This is a genomic window from Streptomyces sp. ME19-01-6, from assembly GCF_033793745.1.
Lineage (GTDB): Bacteria > Actinomycetota > Actinomycetes > Streptomycetales > Streptomycetaceae > Streptomyces.
This window is the reverse complement of record NZ_JARAXF010000044.1, coordinates 23622-47404: the sequence shown is the minus strand read 5'-3', so window position 1 is coordinate 47404 and position 23783 is coordinate 23622. Positions and strand designations below refer to the sequence as shown.

Here is a 23783-nt window from a genome sequence, read left to right as displayed (position 1 = left end):
AGCAGCAGCCCCGTGTCCTCCTCTTGGAGAGACGCGACGATCAACCGGTTCTCCTCAGGGGTCCGGTCCCGCCCCGGCGACGAACGACCCGACACCCCAACGGAGTTCGTCCGGCTCGTCGTGCCCGAGCCGCGGCACGGGCGCCGCTCGCGGACGTCGTACGTCCCGGCCGGACCCCGCGCGAGCGCGTCCCCGGCGACACGGCCAGGGTTCCCACGGACCGTCCGGCCGCGCGCCACCGCGTCGCCTTCACCGCGGAGAGCTCGGAGCGCGCCCATGCCTGACAAGCGCCTGATCCTCGGTGCCGTCGTCATGAACAACGGCTCCCACGGCATCCACGACACCCACGACACCCGCAACACCGACGACACCGCACGTGTCGCCCCACAAGGGAGTGCCTCATGACCGCCAGCGCCACCCCCGCCGAGCGCAAGCGCCTCTTCTTCAACGCCTTCGTGATGAACACGACGAGCCACATCCACCACGGCCAGTGGCGCCGGCCGGACGCCCAGCAGCACAACTTCAACGACGTCGAGACCTGGATCGACCTCGCCAAGATCCTCGAAGAGGCGAAGTTCGACTCGATGTTCTTCGCCGACGTCGTGGGCCTCTACGGCGACGCCGAGGCCGACTACTCGGTCTACGTCGACGAGGGCCTGCAGATCCCCAGCAACGACCCGACCGTGCTCGTCGGGGCTCTGGCCAGCCACACCAGGAACATCGGCCTGGCCGTCACGAGCAACGTCTTCCAGCAGCACCCCACCAACTTCGCCCGCCAGCTGAGCACCCTGGACCACATCTCCAAGGGCCGCATCGCGTGGAATATCGTCACCGGCACCCAGGACAACGGCTACCGCAACTTCGGCCACGACGCGCTGGAGGACCACTCCGAGCGCTACCGCTGGGCCGACGAGTTCGTCGACGTGACCTACAAACTGTGGGAGGGCTCGTGGGACGACGACGCGCTGATCCAGGACAAGGAAGGCAGCCGGCACGCCGACCCGAGCAAGATCCACAAGATCTTCCACTTCTCGCCGCGCTACCGCGTCGAGGGCCCGTTCCTCCCGGCCCCCTCGCCGCAGCGGACGCCGCTGCTCTTCCAGGCCGGATCGTCGGGCCCGGGTCGCGACTTCGCCGCGCGCAACGCCGAGGCGGTCTTCCTCATCGCCCCGACGCCGGAGATCGCCCGTCAGCAGATCGAGGAGACCCGCGCGCTCGCGGCGTCGTACGGCCGTGACCCGCACGACATCACCTTCCACCAGGGGCTCTCCTTCGTCATCGGCGACACCGGGGAAGAGGCCCGTGAGAAGTTCGACTGGTACCAGCAGTACGTCAGTTCCGACGGCTATTCCGCGCACTCCGCGATCGTCGACAAGGCCGGCCGGGTCTACCCCGCCGACACCCCGCTGAGCCGGATCGACACCAACACGGCCAAGGGCTTCCTGGAGAACCTGCGCAAGCACATCACCGACCGCGAACCGACCATCGGCGACCTGGCCATCCAGCGGCTCCAGGACACCGTGGCCGTGGGCACGCCCGAGCAGATCGCCGACACCATCGAGCGGTGGCAGGCCGCCGGTGTCGACGGCATCAACGTCATCAACTGGGTGATCCCCGGGTCTTTCCAGGAGTTCGCCGACAAGGTCCTGCCGGTGCTGCGCGAGCGCGGGCTTGCACAGAGCGAGTACGACGAGGGAACCCTGCGCCGCAAGCTGTTCGGCCGGGACCGGCTCTCCGAGCGTCACCCGGCGGCCCGCTACCGCGGAGCCTTCACCAACGGCCCGCGCAGCTGGGCCGAGGCGGAGAAGGCCGCGCTCGCGTCCAGTCACTGATCTGGTCACTGATCCGGGAAGCGGGTGCACATCTCATGACGTCGCCGACATTGCCTGCATCGCAGGGGAACGGGCTTCCGGTGGCAGCCGAGGGCAGGGCGCAGGGCAGACCGGCCGGCGCGCGCCGGCCGAGCGGAGAGGCCGCGCGGGTGGAGCTGCTCGATGCCACGGGCGCGCTCGCCACGGCCGCCCGGCTCGCCGAGGAGTTCGCCACGGGGGCCGCGTCGCGCGACCGCGAGCGGATCCTGCCGTTCGAACAGCTCCGCCGACTGGCACTCAGCGGCCTACTGGCCATCACCGTTCCGCGCGCGTCCGGCGGTCCCGGTCTCCCCGCGTCGGTCGTGGCGGAGGTGGTGCGGCGGATCAGCCGGGCCGACCCGAGCATCGGCCAGATCCCGCTCAGCCACTTCGTCTACCTCAACCAGCTGCGGCTGCAGGGCAGCCAGGCGCAGCAGGAGCGGCTGTACGGCGAGGTCCTGGCGGGCCGGTGGTTCGGCAACGCCCAGTCCGAGCTGGGCACCAAGCACGTGCGGGACTTCCGCACCACCCTGACCTGCGACGCCCACGGGGACGGGTGGCGGCTCAACGGCACGAAGTTCTACTGCACCGGCGCACTCTTCGCCGACTGGATCCCCGTGCTGGCCCACCTGGGGCCCGACGGGCCGATGCACGTCGCATCGGTGCGCCGCGATGCCGACGGGGTCTCGGTCGTCGACGACTGGGACGCCGTCGGCCAGCGCACCACCGCCTCGGGGACGGCCACCTTCACGGACGTCGGGGTGGGCGAGGAGTGGATCACCGACTACACCGAGGTCTTCACCGGCCCCACGACGTACGGCTCCTTCGCCCAGCTGATCCACGCCGCCATCGACACCGCATCGCGCGGGCGGCACTCGACGACGCCGCCACCTTCGTCACGACGAAGTCGCGTCCCTACCCCGACGCGGTCGCGATCCACGGCATCGACCGCGCCGCGCAGGACCCGGTGATCGTCCACGCCTTCGGCGAGATGGAACTGGCGGTGCGCGGCACGGAGGCACTCATGGCCGAGGCGGGGCGTGCCGTGGACACGGCCGACGGCGACCTCTCGGAGGAGTCGGCCGTCACGGCCACCCTCGCCGTCGCCGCCGCGCGCGCCTCCTCGACACGAGTGTCGGTCGAGGTGGGCTCGCGGCTTCTCGAAGTCGCCGGAACCCGGGCGGCGCTGAGCATCGAAGGGCTCGACCGTCACTGGCGCAACGCCCGCACCCACACCTTGCACGACCCGGCGGCGTGGAAGCTGCAGCACCTCGGTCGCTGGGCGGTCGAGAGACAACTGCCGCCCCGGCACGGCCAGCTCTGACAGCCGTCCCACACCCTGAGCGTCGACCCGACCCGACCCGACAACGAAAGATGCACTCGTGAATGATCTGAAGTTCCACTGGTTCCTCCCCACGAACGGCGGCGACGGCCGGAACATCGTCGGAGGGGGGCATGGACTCGCCGCGGAGGCAGCCGGCCGTCCCGCGTCCGTGCCCTACCTGGGGCAGATCGCGCGATCGGCCGAGCAACTCGGCTTCGAGGCCGCGCTGACGCCCACAGGCGCCTGGTGCGAGGACGCATGGGTCGCCACCGCGATGATCAGCGCCCTCTCGGACCGGCTGAAGTTCCTCGTCGCGCTGCGCCCCGACTCGGTCGGCCCCTACCTCGCGGCCCAGATGGCGAGCACCTTCGTCAACCTCTCGGGCGGTCGCCTGCTGCTCAACATCGTGACCGGCGGCGAGGACCACGAGCAGCGGATGTACGGCGACTTCCTCACCAAGGCCGAACGCTACGCGCGATGTGATGAGTTGCTGACCATCACGAAGGCGCTGTGGGCCGGCGAGACGGTCGACTTCCAGGGCCGCTACCTGTCGGTGCAGGGCTCGCGCCTCAACAACCTTCCCGACACACAGCCCGAGATCTACTTCGGCGGCTCCTCGCCCGAGGGCATCGAGGTGGCCGCCAGGCACGCCAACGTCTACCTCACCTGGGGCGAGCCGCCGGCCGCCGTAGCCGAGAAGCTCGACCGGGTTCGCGCCGCGGCTTCCAAGCACGGCCGGACGCTCCGGTACGGCATCCGACTGCACACCATAGCCAGGGACACCTCGGAGGCCGCGTGGGCCGAGGCGGGCCGACTGCTCGACCAGATCGACCAGGCCGACATCGACCGCATCCAGGCAGGACTGCGACGCTCGGCCGGCGAGGGACAGCGCCGCATGCTCGACCTCAACGGCGGCTCGAAGGACAACCTGGAGATCCACCCCAACCTCTGGGCCGGCATCGGGCTGGTGCGAGGCGGCGCCGGGACCGCCCTCGTGGGCTCGTTCACCGAGATCGCCGACCTGATCGAGGAGTACCGCTCGGTCGGAATCAGCCAGTTCGTGCTCTCGGGCTATCCCCACCTCGAAGAGGCCTACTGGTTCGGCGAGGGCGTACTGCCCGAACTCACACGCCGGGGCCTGTGGCACCACCCGGCCCCGGTCGTCACACGCGCGTCGGTACCGTTCGGCGCCGACCGGCACCGGTCATGAGCTGAGCGAGGCAGGGGGACCGGCGGGCTGCTCCCTGTGAGCGAGAGCCGCAGCCGAAGATGATCGATGCGTTCGGGGAGAAGGTCGAGGAACGGGTCGAGCAGTCGAAGACGACGATCCGCGCCGATGTGGTCCACGAGAAGCTCGTGACGATGGGCTACCGGGGCAGCGCGCGCTCGACGAGACGGGAGTGAACGCGGCAAAACTGGCGTGGAAGCGGGCGAGCGCCGGACGTACCGGCCGTGGGCGTGTTGACTGAACCACGGGTGCCTCTCTCCTTGTTCTTGGGACAGTCGGGAAGCGAGGTGGTTACGGTCCCCTGCCATGGCTGAAGGTGAGTGCTTGTTGACCCCGCGGGGTTCCCGGCGGGTGCGGTGACCGCGTATCACCAAGCTCATCGGGCCGCGGGGCCCCCGCAGAGAAGTGGGCCGGAGCTCTCCGTTGATCATCGTCCAGGCCGGCAGCTTCACCTGCTCGCGCAAGGCCTCCGGACAGGGCAGCCAATGGATCTTGAACAGGCTGGTGCCGGGGTTGTCGATGAGCGGGGCCAGCAGCCAGATCGGTTCCCCGTAACGGGAGTTAAGGCGCCGGTTCCCGGGGCTGACCCACCGAGACAGGACCACGGGGCTGTCCGAGGTGGGCATGGACAATATGTATGGATCGTCCGCAGAAGCCAGAGCGTCGGTCATCGCGCCAGGCCCCCCTTCAGCAGCAGTCGGACCAGTGCGCGGTCGGTGTCGTCGACACGGGCCAGGGCCGCGTCCCAGGCGGTGTCGCCGATCTTTTCCCGCAGGTCGTCCAGCCGCAGCAGATGGTCGCGCCAGCGGCTCTCCCAGATGCGGTCGTCCAGGACGGACCGCAGACCCTGTAGCTGCTTGCGCAGGCGCGCGAGGCGGGAATGACGGACGGGGTGGACGTAGGCGTTCTCGCAGGCCAGGAAGAGCAGGAAGTCCGCCCCCGCAGCCCCCCTCGGGCGCGGGCCAGGGACTGGTCGTTTCGTCAGCGCAGTCCGCCACGACCGTCTCGTCGTGACCAGGGTCCGGCTCGTCGGCCAACTGCCCGCCGAAGACGATCGCCTGGGCCTGGTCCAGAGCCTCCAGGGCTCCAGCTTCGGAAACACCCCGGGAAGCAGCCTGGACATGCTCGTCGGGGAGCACGTAGACGCTCTCGTGCGTGCCCTGCGTGTGCTGCAGAGGCCGGCACTCGCGGGTCACCGTCGTCCGGCGCTGCCGCTCGAAGGGTGAACCGCCCAGCCCGTGGCGCTTGGCCCAGCCTTTCGCGGCGTAGAGGTGTCGGCGGTCCACAGGTGAAGGCCGGCGAAGAGCAGTACCCCTCCCACGACCGCGCGGTCCTCGGGCTGCCACAGGTACTCGGTGCGCCAGACCAGGTCCGGGTGGCCGCCGCGGAGCTCGAAGTCGTGGCCCTCGATGCTGACGCGGTCCCCGTCCAGCACGTCGGGAATGATCACCTCGGTGGGCAGGTTCTTGCCCAGGTGCGCCCAGGTCTTGAGCTTGCCTTCCCGGCTGGCCTTGATCCGCTCCACGGTAGTGGCGGTGGCGACGATCCGGACGTCCGGGAACGCCTGGCGGATCACTTCCAGGCCGAAGTAGTAGTCGGGGTCGGAGGTGGTGACCACAACGGTGGTCAGCTCCTTGCCGCTGTCGATGACGTCCGCCAGCACCCGGTGCTGCTCGGCCAGTGTGAACTGGCCGTCGATCAGCAGGGCCTCCCGCTCACCGGTGATCAGGACGGACGACTTGTGCAGGCCGGTGTCGCCGGCGGTGTGGACGGTGTACGTCAGGGTGGTCGACATGGGGGTACTGCCTTTCAGGGTGTGGTGAGGGGTGTGTTCAGGCGGCCGTGGCGGCGGCCAGGTGCTGGTCCAGGGCGCGGGTGAGCGCGTCGGCCGAGGAGACCGGGCCGCCCAGGCGGTCGGTGCCGTGTGCGGTGTGCAGCAGCAGCGTCGGGTAGCCGTCGACGCCCAGACGGCGCACCTTGAGGAAGTCGGCCTCCGCCTCGGCCCGGGCGGCGGGCGAGACGTACGCGGCCGCCACCGCGTCGGCGTCCAGGCCCAGCTCGGCGGCGATGTCCCGGTAGACCTCGGCGTCGGAGAGGCTACGGCCGTCGACGTACCAGGCACGCTGCATCGCGGCTGCGGCATCCAGGGCGTTCACGCCCGGCTGGCTGCGCAGGGCGACCAGGCCGGTGGCGGCGTCGGCGGAGTCCATGACCGCGGTGCCGTCCGCCAGCGCGGCACCGTAGCCGTCGCCGAACGTGACACCGGTCAACTGGGCGATGCGCTCGTTGGCGCCCGGGATGTGCGGGTAGGCGGACACCGGCAACGCGCGCGAGCCGGTGAACAGGCCGCCGGACAGCACCCTCACCTCGATCCGGTCCGCGTTGGCGGCGGCGAACTCGTGCAGGGCCGGGCCGAAGCCGTAGCACCAGCCGCAGTAGGCGTCCGAAAAACCGACACTCTCGTGAGTCTCCGCGGTGGTGACCCTGCGTCCCCACGGGCTTCCGACGAAAGCCAAGGCTCTGGCGCAGGCGAAGTCATACGTGCCCGGCGCGGTCTGCTCGGCGGGGTCGATCGCAAGCTGCCAGCGTGTCTTCACGGCCACCCAGTCGGTGATGTACGGGCAGCGGTGGCCGGCCGCCGACAGCGCCCAGGTGGCAGGGTCCTGGTCTGACTTCGAGTGGTTGCCAGCGCGCGACTTCGCGGGTGCCCGGAGCAGCGAGACGGCGAACCCGCTCGCCGGACCTCACGCAAAGCGCGGAACGGAGCGGGAGTTCCGCCATGCTCACCGGCGAAAGTCGTGGTGGCGACACCGGGCCACGACAGCGACCTCAGCCGGCACGGACTGTGCAGACGCCGATTGTGCCGGTGAAGATCCGGAAGGCTTGCTACGGCAGCAGGCGCGCGCGGCGTGCGGCCACGACGGCTTCGAAGCGAGTGTGCGTGCCGAGCTTGGCCATCGCGCTGCGCAGGTAGGCCTTGACGGTCTCGGGCTGCAGTGAAAGACGCTCACCGGCTTCGGCATTGCTGCATCCGAGCGCGACCTGGGCCAGTACGTCGAGTTCCCTTGGCGACAACCGTACGGTCGGCGGTTGGCGGTCGCCGAGGGCGGCAAGCCGTTGTGCCATTTTGAGCAGACGATCGCGCAGCTCCTTGTTCCGGGCGGCCTGAGCGAGGACACGCAGTTCGGCGTGCAGTTCCCTCACCTCCTCCACTGGGAACTCGCCCGTGGCGCCCGCACCGGTCCCGAGGGCGTCGCGGAGTTGCAGTCTGCGATCGACCTCGTCGCGCACCGCGAGTTCCTGAGAGAGTCGCCTGGCCGCGTCCAGGAACGCCTCCGTCGTTCGGTCCCCGAGGGCGCCGGCCTCGCGGGTAGCGCCGTAGAGCACACCGCGGACTGCTCCGGAGACCACCACGGGAACGGCGATGACAGAGGAGATGCCCTCGGCGAGCACTTCGGCATCGTAGTCGTGAGTGATCCACCGCGTGGTTCCGTAGTCGGACACGCCCGCTGGGCGGCCGCGTGCCAGAACGAGTCCGCCGAGGCCCGCTTCGGCACGCACGGTGAGGCCGCGCAGTCCCATGGTCCGCGTGCCCATGAAGTGCGACAGGTTCAGCGAGCCGCTGCTCGCGTCCCCGGCGAAGACCACGGGGACGGCGGTGCGGGCCCTGGCCAGTCGGAGGGCCTGCCGGTAGGCGTCCCCGTCATCGGGACGCAGGTACATGTCCTGGTGAGAAGGCATCGCCCTGCCCCTTTCCGGGGGTAGTCGGCCGTCCGAGTGGCACAGAGGATATGGCCTAGGGGCACCACCACGAAGCTCCGCCCACCTGATCTCCGCCGAAGAGCGGTCATGAAGGGGAATACCGTGACAGCCAGTGACGACCCTGTTGCGAAGGACGCATCACTTCGAACCGCCGGGAGTCGGGTCGACGACCTGATCGCTGTCTATGCCTCGGCCGACGCCTGCGCAGCTGATCTGCTGTGCGATCGCCATCCTGAGGACGGGGTGGCCTTCACCGTTGTCGAGGCCGACCTGTCGGCACGGGATCTCTCCTACGGTGAGCTGCGTCGGGAGTCGGCCCGGTTCGCGGCGGCGCTGGCGGGGCTGGGCGTGGGGCCGGGCGACGCGGTCGCCACCCTGATGGGCAAGTCTGCCGAACTGGTCGTGGCCCTCCTGGGGATCTGGAGGCGGGGGGCGGTCCACGTTCCGCTCTTCACCGCCTTCGCCCCGCCCGCCATCGCTCTGCGGCTGACCGCGGCGCGGGTCAAGGTCGTCGTGGTCGACGAGGACCAGCGGGCCAAGCTCATGCCCGGTCCGGACCTGCCCGCGGACCGTCCTTGGCAGACCGTGGTCGTCGGCGGCACACAGGAGGGGGCTGAGCTCTCCTTCGACGAGCTGCTGTCGCGCCATTCCGGTGACGAGCCACAGAGCGAGGCCGTCGCGCTCGGCCCGGACGGCCTTCTGGTCAAGCTCTTCACCTCGGGCACGACCGGCACCCCCAAGGCCGTCCCTGTCCCGATCCGTGCCCTCGCCTCGTTCCACGCCTATCTCGAGTTCGGGCTCGACGTCCGGCCCGACGACGTCTTCTGGAACGCCGCCGACCCCGGCTGGGCCTACGGCCTGTACTACGCCGTGCTCGGACCACTGGCCGCGGGAATCCGCAGCATCCTGCTGCACTCCGGCTTCTCAGCACCCCTCACCTGGCAGGTGATGGAACGCTTCGAAGTCACCAACTTCGCCGCCGCGCCCACCGTCTACCGCACGTTGCGCACTCGGTCCGAACAGGTGCCCGACGGGGTGCGGCTGCGCCGGGCATCGTCGGCGGGAGAGCCGCTTACTCCCGATGTCGTCTCGTGGTCGCAGCAGTTCCTGGGCGTGCCGGTGCGCGATCACTACGGGCAGACCGAGCACGGGATGATGATCACCAACGCCTGGGCCGACGGTGTGCGCGCGCCGCTGCGGGATGGGTCCATGGGCAAGCCGTTGCCGGGCTGGTCCGCCACTGTGCTCCGGGACGACGGCGACGGGCCCGCAGCCGCCGGCGCCATGGGACGGGTCGCCATCCGGGTGGCCGGGAGTCCGCTGATGTGGTTCACCGGATACGCCGACGCACCGGACAAGACCGCGGAACGCTTCACCGCGGACGGCGACTGGTATCTGACGGGCGACGCCGGGACCCAGGACGACGACGGGTTCTTCTACTTCTCCGCGCGCGACGACGACGTGATCATCATGGCCGGCTACCGGATCGGTCCCTTCGATGTCGAGAGCGTCCTCGCACAGCACCGATCCGTCGCCGAGGTGGCTGTGGTCGGCGTTCCCGACGAGCTGCGCGGTGAGGTGCTGGAGGCCTTCGTCGTGCTGCGGCCCGAGGCGGCGGCGAGTGCCGGCCCGGCGCTCGCCGAGGAGTTGCGGCAACTGGTCAAGCGCCGGTTCGCCGCACACGCCTACCCTCGGGCCGTCCACTTCGTCGACCGGCTGCCCAAAACGCCCAGCGGTAAGATCCAGCGCTTCCTGCTGCGCGAACGGCGGATTCGTGAGGTGTCGGCTCGGTAGCCGCTAGCGGGCCAGCCCGCGCAGCAGGAGTTCGGCCAGCTCGGCGTAGGCCTCGGCGTCGCCGAGGCCGGTGGCCGCGGTGATCCGGCGCTGCTGGATGCGCACCATCACCGAGGTGATGACATCGGCGGCGAACGCGACGTGGACCTCGCGGAACACGCCTGCCGCGACACCTTCGTCGATCAGGTGCTCCACCCGGCGGGCAGCGGCCCTGGTGTTGTGCTCGTAGACCTCCGCGGCGGGGCCGAACTCCGCCACGTCATCAAAGAACCGCGGCGACAGTGGACCGAGTTCCGCCGCCACGGCGTGCAGATAGGCGGGCAGCCGGGCCGCTGGATCCCGCTCCGCGGCCAGAGCCGTCTCGACCCGTTCGGTGGCTGCCCGGAAGAAGTGCACCACCGCTGCCCGGACCAGTTGTTCCTTGCTTTCCGCCAGCCCGTACAGGGTGCGTTTGGAGCAGTGCAGCCGCGCTGCCAGCTCGTCGAGGGTGAAGCGGGCGAAGCCTTCCTTGGTGATCAGCGCCACCAGCGACGCGAACAGCTCGGAGCGCCGGGCGGCGCCCCGGCCGGTGAGCTTCGGACCGGTGGAAGCGGGGGCGTTGATCATCCGGACAGTATCCCAGGCCTGACATCTCACCCATCAGAGCTATGCTAACCGGTACTGACGTACCGGCTGGAGTACCATCGGAGGCGTGATGACCGTGACCGTGGACCGCATGCTTCCTACTCAGGAGGCGGAGGACCTGCTCGCCCTGACCCGCGAACTCGCTGAGAAGGAACTCGGCAAACGGGTCGAGGAGCATGAAGCAGGCGAGCACTATCCGGATGGACTGTTCGCGGTGCTCGGTCAGGCCGGGCTGCTCGGCTTGCCGTACCCGGAGGAGCACGGTGGCGGCGGGCAGCCGTACGAGGTGTATCTGCAGGTCCTGGAGGAGTTGGCGAGCCAGTGGGCCGCGGTTGCCGTCGCCACCAGCGTGCACACCCTGGCCTGCCACCCGCTGTACGCCTTCGGCACCCCGCAGCAGCGGGAGCACTGGCTGCCCCGGATGCTGGCCGGGGAACTCATCGGCGGCTACAGCCTGTCGGAACCGCAGGCCGGCTCGGATGCGGCGGCACTCGCCTGCAAGGCTGAACGCGTCGAGGACGGCTACCGCGTCACCGGAACCAAGGCGTGGATCACCCACGGCGGCAAGGCGGACTTCTATGCCCTCTTCGCCCGTACCGCGCCGGGCAACCACGGCATCTCCTGCTTCCTCGCCCCCGGTACGGCCGCGGGACTCGACTTCGGCCGGCCCGAACGCAAGATGGGCCTGCACGCGATCCCGACCACCGCGGCCATGTGGGACGGTGCGGTCATCGACGCCGACCGGCTGATCGGCGCTGAGGGCCAGGGCCTGGAGATCGCGTTCAGCGCCCTGGACAGCGGCCGCCTGGGCATCGCCGCCTGTGCCACCGGGCTCGCTCAAGCCGCCCTGGACACGGCGGTCGCGTACGCCAACGAGCGCACTGCCTTCGGCCGCAGGATCGTCGACCACCAGGGGCTCGGTTTTCTCCTCGCCGACATGGCCGCGGCGGTGGACTCCGCTCGTGCCACCTATCTGGACGCCGCCCGCCGTCGCGACCTGGGCCGCCCCTTCAGCCGCCAGGCCAGCGTCGCCAAGCTGGTGGCCACGGACGCCGCGATGAAGGTCACCACCGACGCGGTCCAGGTACTGGGTGGCTACGGCTACACACGGGACTTTCCCGTCGAGCGCTACATGCGTGAGGCGAAGGTCATGCAGATCTTTGAGGGAACCAACCAGATCCAGCGCTTGGTCATCAGCCGCCACCTCGCCCGCTGACGCGCCATCAGCCTGTCGATACCTCCCCCTGCCCCCGTTCCGCAGGCCCACGAATCAGGAGAACGATGGACATCGAAGGATCAGCAGCGCTGGTCATCACCGGCGCGGCCCAGGGCGCGTTTCGAAAGCTGATCTTGAGCGTGAGATGATCTTGGTTCGTGGCGCATGGAGATCTAACGGACGAGCAATGGGTTGTGCTGGAACCGCTGTTGCCGAAGGGCAGGAAGTCCGGCCGACCGCCAACATGGACCAGGCGGCAGCTGATCGACGGCATACGCTTCCGGGTCCGCACTGGCATCCCGTGGCGGGACGTGCCGACGGAGTACGGGCCGTGGGGCCGGGTGTACGACCTGTTCCGCCGATGGCAGCGGGACGGCGCCTGGCAGCGGATTGTCACCGATCTGCAGGCCCGGGCCGACGCCAAGGACCTGATCACCTGGGACATCAGCGTCGACTCCACCGTCGTCCGTGCCCACCAGCACGCCGCTGGGGCGCGAAAAGGGGGGGGCCTCCAGAAGGAGCCGCCCGGCGGCCTCACCACCGAGCCGGCCGACCATGGTCTCGGCCGTTCGCGCGGCGGCCTGACCACCAAGCTGCACCTGGCCGTCGAGCAGCGGCAAAAGCCCATGTCGATCGTCATCACCGCGGGGCAGCGAGGTGACTCCCCGCAGTTCGAGGTCGTCCTGGGCCGCATCCACGTTCCTCGCCTGGGGCCGGGCAGGCCCCGCACCCGGCCGCTGCGGGTCCGTGCGGACAAGGCGTACGCCTCTCGCAAGAACCGCGCCTACCTGCGACGACGCGGCATCCTCTGCACCATCCCGGACAAGGTCGACCAGGCCCGCAACCGCACGAAACGCGGCTCCCGTGGCGGTTGGCCGCCGAAGTTCGACGCGGTCGACTACTGTGAGCGGCACGCGGTCGAGTGCGGTATCAACCGTCTCAAAAGGCACCGGGTCGTGGCCACGAGGTACGACAAGATCGCGGTTCGCTACGAGGCGACCGTCCTTGTCGCGGCCATCAACGAGTGGCTGTAGCCAGGCGACTCAAGACGGGAAGCACGCCCCGCAGGTCGTCGTCGTCCACCGTGACGGTCGCCGCCTCGCGCGCTCCTGCCGATGCGTTGAACGCCACGCTCAACCCGACGGATGCGAACAGTGGCAGGTCGGAGCGGCTGTCTCCGACTGCCCCGCACGAGCGGGGAACAAGCCCCAGCTCTCGCGCCTGCGCGAGGGCGAAATCTCGTTTGCCGTACTCGTCGAAGTGACGGGCGACCCGCCCTGTGAACCGGCCGTCGGCGGTCTCCAGCCGAGGTCCGCTGAACGCGTGGAAGCCGAAGCGGTCAGTCAGGTAGCTGCCAACTGGCGACCAGGCGAGGGTCGCCAGTACGGGCACCAACCCGTTTTGCCAACACCAGGCCACGGTCTCCGTGATGCCCGAGACCAAGGGAAGCCCGTCGAGCCAGCCGGAGACCTGGTCTTCGGGAACCCCCGCCCAGCCGGCGGCATCCAGCTCGGAGACCTGCCGATTGTCCATGGCGCCAGAGGCGTAGGCGTCCTCGGCCTTGGCCAACTCATCCCGATGGCCAAGGAAGCCAGCCAGAAAGACCGACGAACTCGTACCTGGGACGAGGGTGCCATCGACATCGAAGAACACGGCGCCCGCATGATCGGATGAGAACACCGGCCAAGGATGCCACTACCTCGCGAGACGCCAGATCGGGGGGCGTCCCCGCCTACTTCCGATACACGCCCTAGGGTCTCGGCGCGGCGACCGCGGCCGCCCTTGCCGCGCGCGGTGCCACTGTCCACGGCCTGGACCTGGAGCAGGCGGTGGCCGCCGCGGGCCCGCAGCCCGACGGCGTCACCCTCCTCACCGCCGACGTCACCGAGGAAGCACCGGTCCGTGCGGCACTGGCCCGGGCCGGATCCATGGAGGATGCCGCCGAGGCGATCGCGTCTTCGTATATCGAGGCCAGCGATTTGGTCCGGATCGGTGATCGGTGCGGGAACGGGTGCAGTGGCCGGGCGTTCGCGATGCCCTGATGGGGCCGATGAGCGTTGTAGAACTGCTCGAACTCCGGGAGTGCATGGAGCAGGTGCCGCTGATTCCAGATCGATGTCCGGTCCAGCAGTTCGCACCGGCAAGTCTGCACCCACAGTTCCATGACCGAGTTCATTCTCGGCATCCGAACACCGCTGAGAACAATGTCAATCCCCGCATCGGTAAGAAGCCGTATCTCAACCGATCTTGGAGTCTGCGGGTCGAACGGGTTTCTCGCTCGGGTGATCTCCGGTCGGCCGGTACATGAAGGCAGGGCCTCCTGGTAGCTCGGGGATGCGAATCCTTACCGAGTACCCGGAGGCCCTGTTGTCGCAGTTGTACGCGCCTGCGCCCGTCCGCTTCAACTCGTCCGACGTGTCGTGCGATTGTCTCGCGCACGTGTACGGCAACGCGGCCGATCATCCCGACCGAAACGGCACTACCCCTCGGACATGTCGGATGAGGAGTGGGCGGCGGTACGGCCTTTGCTGCCGACCCCGGCATGGCTGGAGGGGAGGGGCGGGCAGCCCGAGGGGTACTGCCACCGCCAGATGCTGGACGCGATCCGCTACCTCGTCGCGGGCGGGATCTCCTGGCGGTCGATGCCGGTGGACTTCCCCGTCTGGGGCCGGGTCTATGCCTTCTTCCGCCGGTGGCGCGAGCACGAGCTGATCGCGGAGTTCCACGATCGGCTGCGGGGGCAGGTCCGGAAGCGGGAGGGCCGGGAGGTGGAACCGAGCGCGGGGATCATCGACGCGCAGTCGGTGAAGGCGGCCGTCTCGGTGCCCGCCGCCTCACGTGGCTACGACGGAGGCAAGCAGGTCAACGGCCGTAAGCGGCACGTCGTGACCGACACTCTGGGTATGCTCCTGGTCGTCGCGGTGACCGCCGCGAACGTGGGCGACCGCGAGGCGGCCGGGGGTCTGCTGGCCCGGCTGCGGAACCTGCACCGGGAGATCACCCTGGTCTGGGGGCGACGGCGGCTATACCGGCGGGCTGATCGACTGGTGCCGCGAGAAGCTCGCGCGCACCCTCGAGATCGTCAAACGCACCGATGACACAGAGGGATTTGTGGTGCTGCCGAGACGATGGGTGGTGGAGAGGACCCTGAGCTGGCTGATGCACTCGCGGCGTCTGGCCAGGAACTACGAAACCTTGCCCGCGACCAGCGAGGCAATGATCCTGTTCTCGATGATCACGCGGATGGGCCGTCGGCTGGCCCGGCCACGAGCCTGCGGCCGGCACTGAACATCCCCGATGTCTCCTGGAGCAACCTTGGCCGCCACTAGCTCCTCCACGGACAGGTGGGGCCGGACCGGGGGCAGGAAGACCCGAGTCAGGTGTGGTCACTGGTACCTCCACCGGTGATGTCCTGGAATGCTGCTGATCAGCGTGCGGCGTCGGGGCGACCCGAGGTACCGGCCTCACCTTGTGGCGCCGACTCGTATATATGTCTTCTCGTGAGCGGGATGTGCTGTCGCGTCTGTCTCTGGAAGGTGAGCAGATGCGGCAGCCCGCTGGGGCGCCGGCCGCAGCGGGCGGCGAACGGGGCGGTCGCGGGGGTGGAGCCCCGCAGTGCACGACCTCCGCACCGTCGCTCCGAGGAGCGGGGGCGGATCACCTGCCACCTGCCTCATCGTATGAGAATGCCTCATTCGATGAGGTCGGACAGCAGGTCGGTCAGCACTGTTTCCTCCTCAATGCGTACCCCGAGTGCGGTGAGGGCCGGGGCCAGCGAGGGGTCCCAGGGGGAGTCGGTGGGAGTGCCCGTGAGCGGTCCGGCGAGCGGGGCGGCCTTGGCGGCGTTGCGGTAGTCGGCGGCGGTGAAGCGCCAGGGTTTCCAGGGGACGCGGCGTAGCAGACCGGTCGCGATACGCAGGCCGCCCCAGTCGAAGTCCCCGTGGTACAGAAGGTCGGCTCCCTGGGCGTGCAGTCGGCGCAGCAGGGTGACGGCCGCGGCCGAGGGCTGGCCCTGGAGGCAGATCAGGGGAGGGCATACGGGCCCGTAGGCGTCGGCTGCCGCGGACAGCACGGCAGGGTTCTCGCAGACCCGGATGGCCCTGGCCGAGGTCACCGGCGGACGGCGGCTGAGCTGGCGCAGGGTGAGCACGGTGGGTTCGCCGGCATCGGCCATCCAGTCGAGGGCGGGTGTTCCCCGCAGGTTCAAGGTGAGGACGGTGGAGGACAGGTCGTCCTTGAGGAGTCCGGCTGCCGCCCATGCTTCGCGGCGCCATTCGGACCCGGAACCGTCGGGGAAGCCGGTCATCGCACGGGCACCGGACAGGACGAGGGTGGCGAGCGGCGTGCCGTCGTCCAGGGCGTGCGCGGCGCCCAGCACCTGGGCCGCGAAAGCGGGCAGGGACATGGCGGGCTCGGCGGGGAGGCCGCTCAGGGCCGTCACGGTCTTCCGGATCAGTGCGGCGGCTGCTTCGGGGTCGCGCTCCAGGCGGCGTACGAGCCCGTCGCGGCGCAGACGGTCGCGCCATTCGGCCAGATCCGGTCCGAGCATGTCCAGCGGGCTGTAGACCTCGTTCCACATGCGTGTCTGACGGGCCTGGGTTTCGCTGGTCATCTCCACGGGGCCGGTGAGGGCGAGCACGGCGGCCTCCAGTCCCTGGGGACTGATCCCGGAGCCGCGCAGCACACCGTCCACGGCGTCAAGTCGTACGCTCAGCGTCCGTCCGGCCCCCGGCGCGCGTCCCAGCAGCCGCTCCGCGGCTTCGCGTTGTGCGGGGCTGGGGTCCGTGAGGCCGACCGGGCCTGTCAGCGGCTCGCCGCGGGCCAGTCGTCGGCGTGCGCGGTCCAGCAGCCAGCTCAGCTCGGGCCGGCCGAGCAACCGGCCGAGGCGGGTCCGGTCGACACCGTAGAGGTCAGCGGGCATGTGTTCCTGGGGCTGCTGAGGTACCGGCACCGGAACGGGGACGGCTGCGTGGCCCGCCGGTCCGTTCCCTGCCCGGGCACCTGAGGTCATGTCCACAGCGACTCCTGGCCGTGGCCGCCTCCCCGCCCGCTGGCGGTGGCGGCGGAAGGATCTTCCTCCGGGGCAGCGGCGTCCGGCTGCGGGAGGCTCGCCGGCTCTCGTCCCCGCGTCCGCTCGCTGCCGTCCCACTCCCAGCGGGTGACCAGGACCGCGGCGAGCTCGTCCATGCGCGAGAGCTGTGCGATGGCGATCCCGGGGACCTGGGGGTAGCAGGCCCACTCTCGTTCGCTGGTCATCACCACATCGAGGTCGAAGGCGTGCAGCAGTCCGAGGCATTTGGCGCGGGAGTCGTCGTCCACCCCCGCGAACGCCTCGTCGAGCGTGACCAGACGCGGCGCGTGCGGGCTGGCTGCCGTGGCGTAGTGCGAGGAGGCTGCCGCGAACAGCGGCACGGACACGGCAAGCACCCGTTCGCCCCCCGACGCGGGGCCGGTCGCCGGGACCCAGCGGCCGTGCTGGTAGCGCTCGATGCCGAACTCGTGCCAGGAGCGGTAGTCGAGGGCCACCGTCAGGTTCTCGAGCCAGCTCCCTGAGCTGTCCTCGGTGCGCCGGCGGGCGATCTGGGTCTGGAGGAACGCCCCGACCTCTTCCCGGTCGCGCGGCGACCAGGCGTCGGCGGACTGGCGCAACCGCTCCCGGACTCCGGGGAGACCTGCCGGGGCCTTGCGCGAGGGCCGCCATACCAGCCGCAGCTTCATACCGGTGGAGGTCGGCCGTTCCTCCAGCTCGGTGTTCATCGCCCGGACCTGGCGCTCGGCAGCGCTGATCAGCTCCTGGAGGGTGCCCGCGACCTCGGTCAGCAGATGGGTCTCCAGGATCTCCCGCTCATGTACGGACAGCATCCGCGTCAGCTCGGCGACCTCGGCGGTCAGCGCCTGGGCCAGTTCGGGCACCGCCCGCGCCCGTCCCTGATAGACGATGTCCACCACCATGCCGTCTTCGACGATGCGGGCCGAGGCGGTGTGTCCGTTCCTGGACAGTGCGTTCTGGAGCTTGGTGAACTCCTCGCTGAGGTTTTTCTGCACCCGCTCCCAGGCACCTTCCGAGTCGTCGGTGCCGGAGAGCTCCGCCTCGATGGTGCGGGCCAAGGCCACGGCCGGGGTCGGTGCCCACGGGCCGCCGTCCGTGTCCGGAACGGGTGCCTCGGGCAGGGCCACGGCGAGGAGCCCGGTCGCGGTGAACCGCTGGAGTGCGGCGATGGCGCCCGCTCTGGCCGTGATCGCGTCGCCCAGATCTCTCTCCAGTTGGTCGATACGGCCTTCGGCGCGGGCGGCTGCTCTGTCCGCTTCGGCCTGTGCGTCGTGGGTCTGCCGCTTCTCGGACTCACAGGCGCGTATGGCCTCCGCCGTCTCGGCCAGGCGCCGTTGGAGATCGGCCACCGCGGCGCCGACGGTGGAGCCCAAGGTGGTGTGGCGCTCGTCGGCGGCTGCCGCCGCGCGGGTCGCGTCCTCGACACGCTGTGCCAAGGTCCCGGCGCGGGTGGTGGCTTGCTCGGCCTCGGCTCGTTCCTCGGCTACGGCCCGGCCTGCATCGGCGCGTTCCCGCAGAGCGGGCCACAGGGAGGCCAGCACCACGGCGTAGTCGGCGTGGGCCTGGCGTACGGCGGCCAGCCCTGCGGAATCGGCGGGGAGTGACAGGTCGGCCGCCGTGTCGGTGAACACCGCGGTGGCCTCGGCGGCCTGTCGGTCCGCGGCTGCCAGTTCGGACAGGCGCTCGTCGCGCCGGGTGCGGGCGCGGCGTGCGGTGGCGGCGGCGGCCGTGGCGGCCGCGTGTGCGTCGCGGAGCGGCACGTCATCAGGGACGGCTGCCATCTCGGCATCCAGGGTTCGCCGGCTGCTCGCGACCGCCGTTTGCTCCGTCCGTAGCTGTTCCGACTCCGCTTCCAGCACGGTGATGTCGGTGCGCAGGCGGGTGATCCGGGACCTGCGCGCCTGTTCGCGGGCGCCCTCGCCCACGTACTCGGCGGACGGTTTGGCCCAGCTGCCGGTCAGCGCTCCCGTACGGAACGAGCCGTCCGGGGACGCCCAGGAGTCGGCCCCTTGATCCTCCCGGCCGAGGCCGATGGACGCCAGCAGCCGTTTGACCGCCTCCTCGCTCACCACGGCTCGCGGATTGCCGTGGTCCACGGCCGGACACAGCACATCGATGAGGGTGCGCTCTTCCGCGCCGCCGCCCGGCCCGCCAGCCGGCGCGAGCAGCACATCGTGGCCGTGCCGGGTAAGGGCCGTGCCGTCAGGGAGCACCCAGGCGTCCAGCAGCCCGGATGCCTCCAGCGCGGCTTCCAACCCGGCGCGCTCGGTGGGGCCGAGGTGGTCGCGGAAGTCGACCAGTCGCCACAGCGGCGCGCCGGGCGCGCCATCACGGACGCCCGGGGAGCGGGTGTACGGAGGTTCCGGCCCCCGCTGGCCGCCCGCCTCGAGGTCGGCGAGTTCCCTCCGGGCGGCATGCAGCCGTTCTGCCACAGCTGCCTGGGCCCCCGCCAGCGTGGCTGCCCGGTCGGCCAGTCGGGCACCGTGCCCGCGGTGCGCGGCGGCCGCCCGGTCCCGGGCCGGATAGGGGCCGGCAAGCCGGGTCACCCAGTCCTGGAGTTCGTCCAGCAGCCCGATCGGATCGGCGGGCCGGAGTTCGGCGCACCCTTCGAAGTATGCTCTGACCCGCTCCACCAGAGCTCGTCCCGCTTGCGACGCGGCCTCCCGCACATCGTCGAGCTGATGGTGTGTGTGGGTGACCTCCGACTCGGCCTCGTCAAGACGCCGGGAGGCCGCTTGCCGCTCGGCGGCGGCTTGCTCGGCCTGAGCGGCCAGGCCCTCCAGATGCGCCACGGCCCGCTGCCCCCGCGCCAAGGACTCCTCGGCCACACGTCGCACATCCGCCTCCGGCGCGCTGCCGATGGGCAGCTCGCCCATCAGCCGTGCGGCCTTCGCCGCCTGGCGCTCCCCGCGCAGCGTCTCGGCCACCCGCTGCTCGGCCGCGTCCAGCCGGTTGCCCGCTGCACCGAGCCTTGCCCGCGCCCGGCGATGCAGCCGATCCGCCTCGTCCCGGTCCGACTCGGTACGGCGCAGCTCCGCCGTCGCGCGTGCGGCCTCGGCGGCCGCCCGGTCCAAGGCCTGAGCACTGCGCATCTCGGGCCCCTCGCGCAGCGCGGTGTCCTGTGCCTTCAGCCGGGCAGCGGTCTCCTCCAGCACCGCGATCCGCGCCCCCGCCTCGTCCCGGCTCGCCTCGGCCCGCTGCCGCTCGGACTGCGCCTGCGCCAGGTCGCGCTGCAGCTGTTCATACCGGGCATGCTCACTTCGCGGCAGGCGCGCCCGGCGGCGGGAGGCGATCCGCGCATACCGCCGGTAATGATCGAGGAAGCCGGAGGCGGCCCGTTCGGCTTCCGCCGCCGCGCGCAGTTCCTCCTTCTCCTCGTCCAGGGAACGGAACGCCTCGGCCACGTCCGCGATCACCGCCTGGTCCATCGGCGGCAACGCCTCGGTAAGGGCCTTGGACAACGCCGCCTCGTTCGGGCGCTTGGACAGCTGGGGCTGACGCAACTGGATCAGGAGGTCCACGAGGGCCGCGTACCGCTGCTCCCCGAGGCCGAAGAGAGCCTCGTCAACAGCCCTGCGGTAGGTCTTCGCCTGGTCGTACACCATGCCCCGCCCGGCGACCGCCTCGGCCAGCCGGTCCCGGGACAGCGCGGTGCCGGTGGCGTCGAGGAGGCTCAGTTCGGCGCCGATGCGCTGGTCGGTCACCGCGTACCAGTGGCGGGCGATGCCACGCCCCGAGGCGGCCTTGAGCCCGCAGACCAGGGTGCGGAAGCAGGCCTGGCCGGTGGTGGGGTCCATGCGGCCGAACTCGATCCACGTGTACCCGAGCCGTTCGGAGTGGGGGTGTTCACCACCCAGCAGAAGGTTCCACTCCATCCGCTTGTTCGGATCACCGTCGGGCTCGACCCGGCGCGCCGACAGGTCGCCGTCCAGCAGGAACGGCAGCGTGAGGGCGAGCACCTTGGATTTTCCGGTGCCGTTGTTGCCACGCAGCAGGAGCCTGCCGTCACGGAACCAGAATTCCTCCACGTCGTAGTAGAAGAGGTCGACGAGCCCGATGCGCAGAGGGCGCCAACGCCCGGGCGCGGGGGCGGGGAGGGCGGTCAACGTGGTGTCGCCTTTCAGCCTGCCGTCACTCATCTGCGCTCGCTTTTTTGGTCGTACGGATGACGGTCTCGCCAACCGCGTACCTGGCCAGCGCCGGAAGCGGGACGACACCGTCCGCTGTCGGAGACACCAGACGCAGCGCCGTCAGTTTCCGCAGTGCCTGCTCGACCAGTTCCTCCTCGGCCCCCGGCTCCCTGGCCGACTTCGACCAGAACCCGGCGTGCTCGGCAGCGAGCCCGCGCACGTGGGCTTCCAGCTCCGCCCTGCCGACCGGCCCGCCCGCGGCGGCGAGGTGTTCGGCGAGCAGCAAGGTGACGTGACCGTGAGTACCCTGCTCCGGCATCCGCACGTCGGTGAGGTCGTCATAGGGGTCGACCATGGCGATGCCCTCGGCGCGTACTTCCGCCACCAGCCCGGTCAACTCGTTGATGTGCGCGGTGATGAAGCTCCGCTGCCGGGTCAGATAGGCGAGCTCCTCATCGGACAGCTCGTCGTAGTACAGCACCGGGTCATCGAGCAGGCGCCGGGTCAGCTTCCAACGGATCGCACGGAACCGGAGCTCGTCGCTGTCCAGGGCGGTCTCGGCGGCGAGCGCGGCGATGCGGGGCTCGAAACCCTCGGCCCGGACCACGGACGGGCCGTGGCGGGCGGCGAGCAGCCCGGCCAGGACACGGCGCTCCACGTCGTACAGCACATCGCCCGCGCCGCTCACATACGCGTCCTCGTCGCCCGCGACCTTGCGCAGCACCCCGAGCCGCAGCAGCAGCCGGACCACCGCCGCGAGGTCGAGGCGTTCGTCCCGCCGCTCCAGGGCGAAGGTCATACCGGTGGCCGCAAGCTGTGGATCCGCCGCCTCCAGCACCACCTGTTCGGCGAGGCGGCCCAGCGCGATCTGGGCCTCACCGCGCTCCAGCACGGCCAGGGCCAAGCAGAGCAGCACGTATCGGCGGCGGGTGAAGGGAGCCCTTGAACGGGACACTTCCCGCACGGGGTGTGTGGGGTCGGTCAGAACGCCGGGCGTCTTGCGCAGCCGTGCGGACTCCGCGTCGACCTGCAGCGACCACCCGGTGTTGCGGCCGAACCACTCACGCAGCTCCTCCGCGTGGCTGCGAACCAGGCGGAACTCGTCCGCGTGCGGTCCGCGGGCCAGCAGCAGGGGCTCCTTCAGCAGGGCGCGCCCGGCACGCCGCAGCTCGTCCGCGTGCCGTCCGTCCAGCACCTCGACCCTCGGCACGACCGTCACGGCGCATCTCCGTCTCCGGTCAGGTCGACGATCTCGATCAGGTGGTCGGGTCCTCTGAACACCCCTCCAGGAGTGTGGATCTCGGCCACCGTACCGTCCCGCAGGGCCGTCATCCTGATCTCCATCGAGCCGTCGTTACTGGTCGCGAAGGTGGCCCTGGTGTCCGGCCGCCAGGTGGCCAAAGCATCCCCGAGCAACTGGAGGAACAGCCCGAACGCGAGCGGATCCAGCTCCCCGATTCGGGACAGCCTGCGCTCGCCACCCGTCGCCAGCCGGGCGCGGGCGGCCGCGATCTCCTCCGCCTGCTTGACGGCGATCTCCGCCAGCCGCCGTCTGGCCTCGGTGCGGTCCTCCACTTTGCGGGGCTTCCCGCGCCGCTCGTAGCTGCCCGTGCGGCGCAGCTGCGGGCTGATCCTGAGCGGCTCGGCCTCGGCCCACGCGGTGGCCGGGGGCACCGGCCGCCGCACGCGTTCCATGAGCGTGTCCGCATCGATGGTGAGGTGGCGGGAAGAGTACAGCCCGAAGGCGGTACGCCACAGCCGGTGGCGCGAGTCGTCGTCGGGGGACTCGGCGAACCAGCGTGCGAGCGTACGGAAGTCCGCCGACCGGTCAGAACGTCCCGAACGCCGCTCGTTCAGCGCCCGCACGACGGCCAGGAGCTGCCGGATGGCCCCCAGCGCCTGCCCGCGCAACAGCCGGGCCTGCGCCTGGCGGCCCTCATCGGACACGAACCAGGAGGCCAGCCCCGACCAACGGGCGGACCACCGCTCGTACGCCCGCTCCTGCGCCTGCTCGGCTTCGTCGGGCGAGGCGTCGGCGGCCTCACGGGCGGCGGCCAGGCGCAACAGCGGCCGGACACGGCCCTGCTCCTCCAGCTCGGTGATGAGTATCGCGATCCGGCCGCCGAGAGTGATCAGATCCTGGATGAACCGCTCCAGATACTGGATCAGCTGATCCTTGTAGGCGAGGAAGGACTCGAGCTCCACATCGTGTAGATCGATCGTGCGCTGCAACGACCCCATGAACGCCCGCGCATTGTCCGCGAGGGCGGCGAACCGGGTGGTCAGCGCCTCCAGCGCGAGGTGCGTCTTCGCGGGATCGGGAACGTCCTCCGCCGCGATGACGAGGAGCGTCCGCAACTGCGTGATGATGTCGTGCAGCGCCACGGCCTGGAGCGCGCCGCGCCTGCCGAGCGCCGCGTCGTACGCGGCCAGCGCCTCCTCCGCGGCCTCCCCCGCCTGGGTGAGCTGGTAGATGAACCGCTTCCGGTAGAAATCCTCGACCGCGGTGACCCGGGCCGTATCCGGGTCGGCCCGCAGATTCCCCCACTCGACGAGGCTGTCCAGCGCCTTCACGATCGTCTCCGGCTCCGCCGGCCGGTGCTCGGGAGGCAAGGTCGCATGGACATCCTCGGGGCGCAGATGTACAACGAACTGTTCTTTGGCCCTCATGAACGTCCCCATGACCCGTCGGTAGAGGATGGAGTTCGGGGCAGTGAGATGGGCGAACGGGGCGTAGGCGCCATGGGGAGCGTCGGACGGTATGCGCGTCATCGCCTCGTATTGTCCTTGATATTGCCTGCTTCG

At 70.4% G+C, this 23783-nt stretch carries 20 protein-coding genes and 2 pseudogenes; 11 read left to right on the top strand and 11 right to left on the bottom strand.

Going from position 1 to position 23783, the window contains the following annotated elements; all coding sequences use genetic code 11:
- Positions 1 to 276: 276 nt before the first annotated feature.
- From PV419_RS48155 to PV419_RS48135, 5 genes and pseudogenes are all read left to right on the top strand, one after another.
- Positions 277 to 405: a hypothetical protein gene (locus tag PV419_RS48155; RefSeq protein WP_319700061.1), complete on the top strand. Its 129-nt coding sequence runs from the start codon at positions 277 to 279 to the stop codon at positions 403 to 405.
- Positions 402 to 1832, top strand: coding sequence for an NtaA/DmoA family FMN-dependent monooxygenase (locus PV419_RS48150; protein ID WP_319700059.1), 1431 nt, complete (start codon positions 402 to 404; stop codon positions 1830 to 1832). Before PV419_RS48155 ends, PV419_RS48150 begins: the two co-directional genes overlap by 4 nt.
- Positions 1833 to 1981: 149 nt before the next feature.
- A pseudogene (locus PV419_RS48145) lies at positions 1982 to 3174 on the top strand (SfnB family sulfur acquisition oxidoreductase).
- 58 nt (positions 3175 to 3232) lie between these two features.
- On the top strand, positions 3233 to 4384 hold the full coding sequence (locus PV419_RS48140; protein ID WP_319700057.1) for an LLM class flavin-dependent oxidoreductase: 1152 nt from the start codon (positions 3233 to 3235) through the stop codon (positions 4382 to 4384).
- A 59-nt stretch (positions 4385 to 4443) separates the two neighbouring features.
- Positions 4444 to 4578, top strand: coding sequence for a hypothetical protein (locus PV419_RS48135; protein WP_319700055.1), 135 nt, complete (start codon positions 4444 to 4446; stop codon positions 4576 to 4578).
- Positions 4579 to 5069: 491 nt separating this feature from the next.
- On the opposite strand, the gene PV419_RS48130 is transcribed toward PV419_RS48135, so the two are convergent.
- The 4 genes from PV419_RS48130 to PV419_RS48115 form a co-directional block, all read right to left on the bottom strand.
- Entirely contained in the window at positions 5070 to 5525 is a 456-nt protein-coding gene (locus tag PV419_RS48130; protein WP_319700053.1) for a hypothetical protein, read from the bottom strand.
- A 69-nt stretch (positions 5526 to 5594) separates the two neighbouring features.
- The gene (locus PV419_RS48125) at positions 5595 to 6197 is read right to left on the bottom strand and encodes an MBL fold metallo-hydrolase (protein WP_319700051.1); all 603 of its coding nucleotides are present in this window, start codon (positions 6195 to 6197) and stop codon (positions 5595 to 5597) included.
- Between the two features lie 37 nt (positions 6198 to 6234).
- Positions 6235 to 7005: a DsbA family protein gene (locus tag PV419_RS48120; RefSeq protein WP_319700049.1), complete on the bottom strand. Its 771-nt coding sequence runs from the start codon at positions 7003 to 7005 to the stop codon at positions 6235 to 6237.
- 283 nt (positions 7006 to 7288) lie between these two features.
- Entirely contained in the window at positions 7289 to 8143 is an 855-nt protein-coding gene (locus tag PV419_RS48115) for a LuxR C-terminal-related transcriptional regulator (protein WP_319700047.1), read from the bottom strand.
- Between the two features lie 123 nt (positions 8144 to 8266).
- On the opposite strand from PV419_RS48115, the gene PV419_RS48110 reads away from it, so the two are divergent.
- Complete coding sequence (locus PV419_RS48110) at positions 8267 to 9958, top strand: AMP-binding protein (protein WP_319700045.1); 1692 nt, start codon at positions 8267 to 8269, stop codon at positions 9956 to 9958.
- 3 nt (positions 9959 to 9961) lie between these two features.
- Here the strand turns inward: PV419_RS48110 and PV419_RS48105 are convergent, their stop codons facing one another.
- Positions 9962 to 10564, bottom strand: a complete 603-nt coding sequence (locus PV419_RS48105; RefSeq protein ID WP_319700043.1) for a TetR/AcrR family transcriptional regulator — start codon at positions 10562 to 10564, stop codon at positions 9962 to 9964.
- A gap of 94 nt (positions 10565 to 10658) precedes the next feature.
- On the opposite strand from PV419_RS48105, the gene PV419_RS48100 reads away from it, so the two are divergent.
- Entirely contained in the window at positions 10659 to 11798 is a 1140-nt protein-coding gene (locus PV419_RS48100; RefSeq protein ID WP_319700110.1) for an acyl-CoA dehydrogenase family protein, read from the top strand.
- A 158-nt stretch (positions 11799 to 11956) separates the two neighbouring features.
- On the top strand, positions 11957 to 12832 hold the full coding sequence (locus PV419_RS48095; protein WP_319700041.1) for an IS5 family transposase: 876 nt from the start codon (positions 11957 to 11959) through the stop codon (positions 12830 to 12832).
- On the opposite strand, the gene PV419_RS48090 is transcribed toward PV419_RS48095, so the two are convergent.
- On the bottom strand, positions 12816 to 13478 hold the full coding sequence (locus PV419_RS48090) for an HAD family hydrolase (protein ID WP_319700039.1): 663 nt from the start codon (positions 13476 to 13478) through the stop codon (positions 12816 to 12818). The genes PV419_RS48095 and PV419_RS48090 overlap by 17 nt on opposite strands.
- A gap of 149 nt (positions 13479 to 13627) precedes the next feature.
- Between PV419_RS48090 and PV419_RS48085 the strand changes: the two genes are divergently transcribed.
- A complete protein-coding gene (locus PV419_RS48085; RefSeq protein WP_319700118.1) occupies positions 13628 to 13840 on the top strand; it encodes a hypothetical protein in 213 nt (70 codons plus the stop codon).
- A 35-nt stretch (positions 13841 to 13875) separates the two neighbouring features.
- On the opposite strand, the pseudogene PV419_RS48080 reads toward PV419_RS48085, so the two are convergent.
- Positions 13876 to 13962, bottom strand: a pseudogene (locus PV419_RS48080) (IS481 family transposase); the annotation flags it as partial.
- Positions 13963 to 14290: 328 nt separating this feature from the next.
- Between PV419_RS48080 and PV419_RS48075 the strand changes: the two are divergent.
- Both PV419_RS48075 and PV419_RS48070 read left to right on the top strand, forming a co-directional pair.
- On the top strand, positions 14291 to 14896 hold the full coding sequence (locus PV419_RS48075; protein ID WP_319700037.1) for an IS5 family transposase: 606 nt from the start codon (positions 14291 to 14293) through the stop codon (positions 14894 to 14896).
- Complete coding sequence (locus PV419_RS48070) at positions 14835 to 15086, top strand: transposase (RefSeq protein ID WP_319700109.1); 252 nt, start codon at positions 14835 to 14837, stop codon at positions 15084 to 15086. Before PV419_RS48075 ends, PV419_RS48070 begins: the two co-directional genes overlap by 62 nt.
- Positions 15087 to 15489: 403 nt before the next feature.
- On the opposite strand, the gene PV419_RS48065 is transcribed toward PV419_RS48070, so the two are convergent.
- From PV419_RS48065 to PV419_RS48050, 4 genes are all read right to left on the bottom strand, one after another.
- On the bottom strand, positions 15490 to 16719 hold the full coding sequence (locus tag PV419_RS48065; protein ID WP_319700036.1) for a TIGR02679 family protein: 1230 nt from the start codon (positions 16717 to 16719) through the stop codon (positions 15490 to 15492).
- Positions 16720 to 16805: 86 nt separating this feature from the next.
- On the bottom strand, positions 16806 to 20987 hold the full coding sequence (locus tag PV419_RS48060) for a TIGR02680 family protein (RefSeq protein ID WP_319700035.1): 4182 nt from the start codon (positions 20985 to 20987) through the stop codon (positions 16806 to 16808).
- Complete coding sequence (locus PV419_RS48055) at positions 20980 to 22197, bottom strand: TIGR02678 family protein (RefSeq protein ID WP_319700033.1); 1218 nt, start codon at positions 22195 to 22197, stop codon at positions 20980 to 20982. The genes PV419_RS48060 and PV419_RS48055 overlap by 8 nt, the downstream gene beginning before the upstream one ends.
- Entirely contained in the window at positions 22194 to 23750 is a 1557-nt protein-coding gene (locus tag PV419_RS48050) for a TIGR02677 family protein (RefSeq protein ID WP_319700031.1), read from the bottom strand. The genes PV419_RS48055 and PV419_RS48050 overlap by 4 nt, the downstream gene beginning before the upstream one ends.
- Between the last annotated feature and the right edge of the window lie 33 nt (positions 23751 to 23783).

What these genes read in the sequence shown, in the direction of transcription:
- PV419_RS48155 (WP_319700061.1), top strand. Translation starts at nt 277, where the DNA reads ATGCCTGACAAGCGCCTGATCCTCGGTGCCGTCGTCATGAACAACGGC.
- PV419_RS48150 (WP_319700059.1), top strand. Translation starts at nt 402, where the DNA reads ATGACCGCCAGCGCCACCCCCGCCGAGCGCAAGCGCCTCTTCTTCAAC.
- PV419_RS48135 (WP_319700055.1), top strand. Translation starts at nt 4,444, where the DNA reads ATGATCGATGCGTTCGGGGAGAAGGTCGAGGAACGGGTCGAGCAGTCG.
- PV419_RS48130 (WP_319700053.1), bottom strand. Translation starts at nt 5,525, where the DNA reads ATGTCCAGGCTGCTTCCCGGGGTGTTTCCGAAGCTGGAGCCCTGGAGG.
- PV419_RS48125 (WP_319700051.1), bottom strand. Translation starts at nt 6,197, where the DNA reads ATGTCGACCACCCTGACGTACACCGTCCACACCGCCGGCGACACCGGC.
- PV419_RS48115 (WP_319700047.1), bottom strand. Translation starts at nt 8,143, where the DNA reads ATGCCTTCTCACCAGGACATGTACCTGCGTCCCGATGACGGGGACGCC.
- PV419_RS48105 (WP_319700043.1), bottom strand. Translation starts at nt 10,564, where the DNA reads ATGATCAACGCCCCCGCTTCCACCGGTCCGAAGCTCACCGGCCGGGGC.
- PV419_RS48075 (WP_319700037.1), top strand. Translation starts at nt 14,291, where the DNA reads ATGTCGGATGAGGAGTGGGCGGCGGTACGGCCTTTGCTGCCGACCCCG.
- PV419_RS48065 (WP_319700036.1), bottom strand. Translation starts at nt 16,719, where the DNA reads ATGCCCGCTGACCTCTACGGTGTCGACCGGACCCGCCTCGGCCGGTTG.
- PV419_RS48060 (WP_319700035.1), bottom strand. Translation starts at nt 20,987, where the DNA reads ATGAGTGACGGCAGGCTGAAAGGCGACACCACGTTGACCGCCCTCCCC.
- PV419_RS48050 (WP_319700031.1), bottom strand. Translation starts at nt 23,750, where the DNA reads ATGACGCGCATACCGTCCGACGCTCCCCATGGCGCCTACGCCCCGTTC.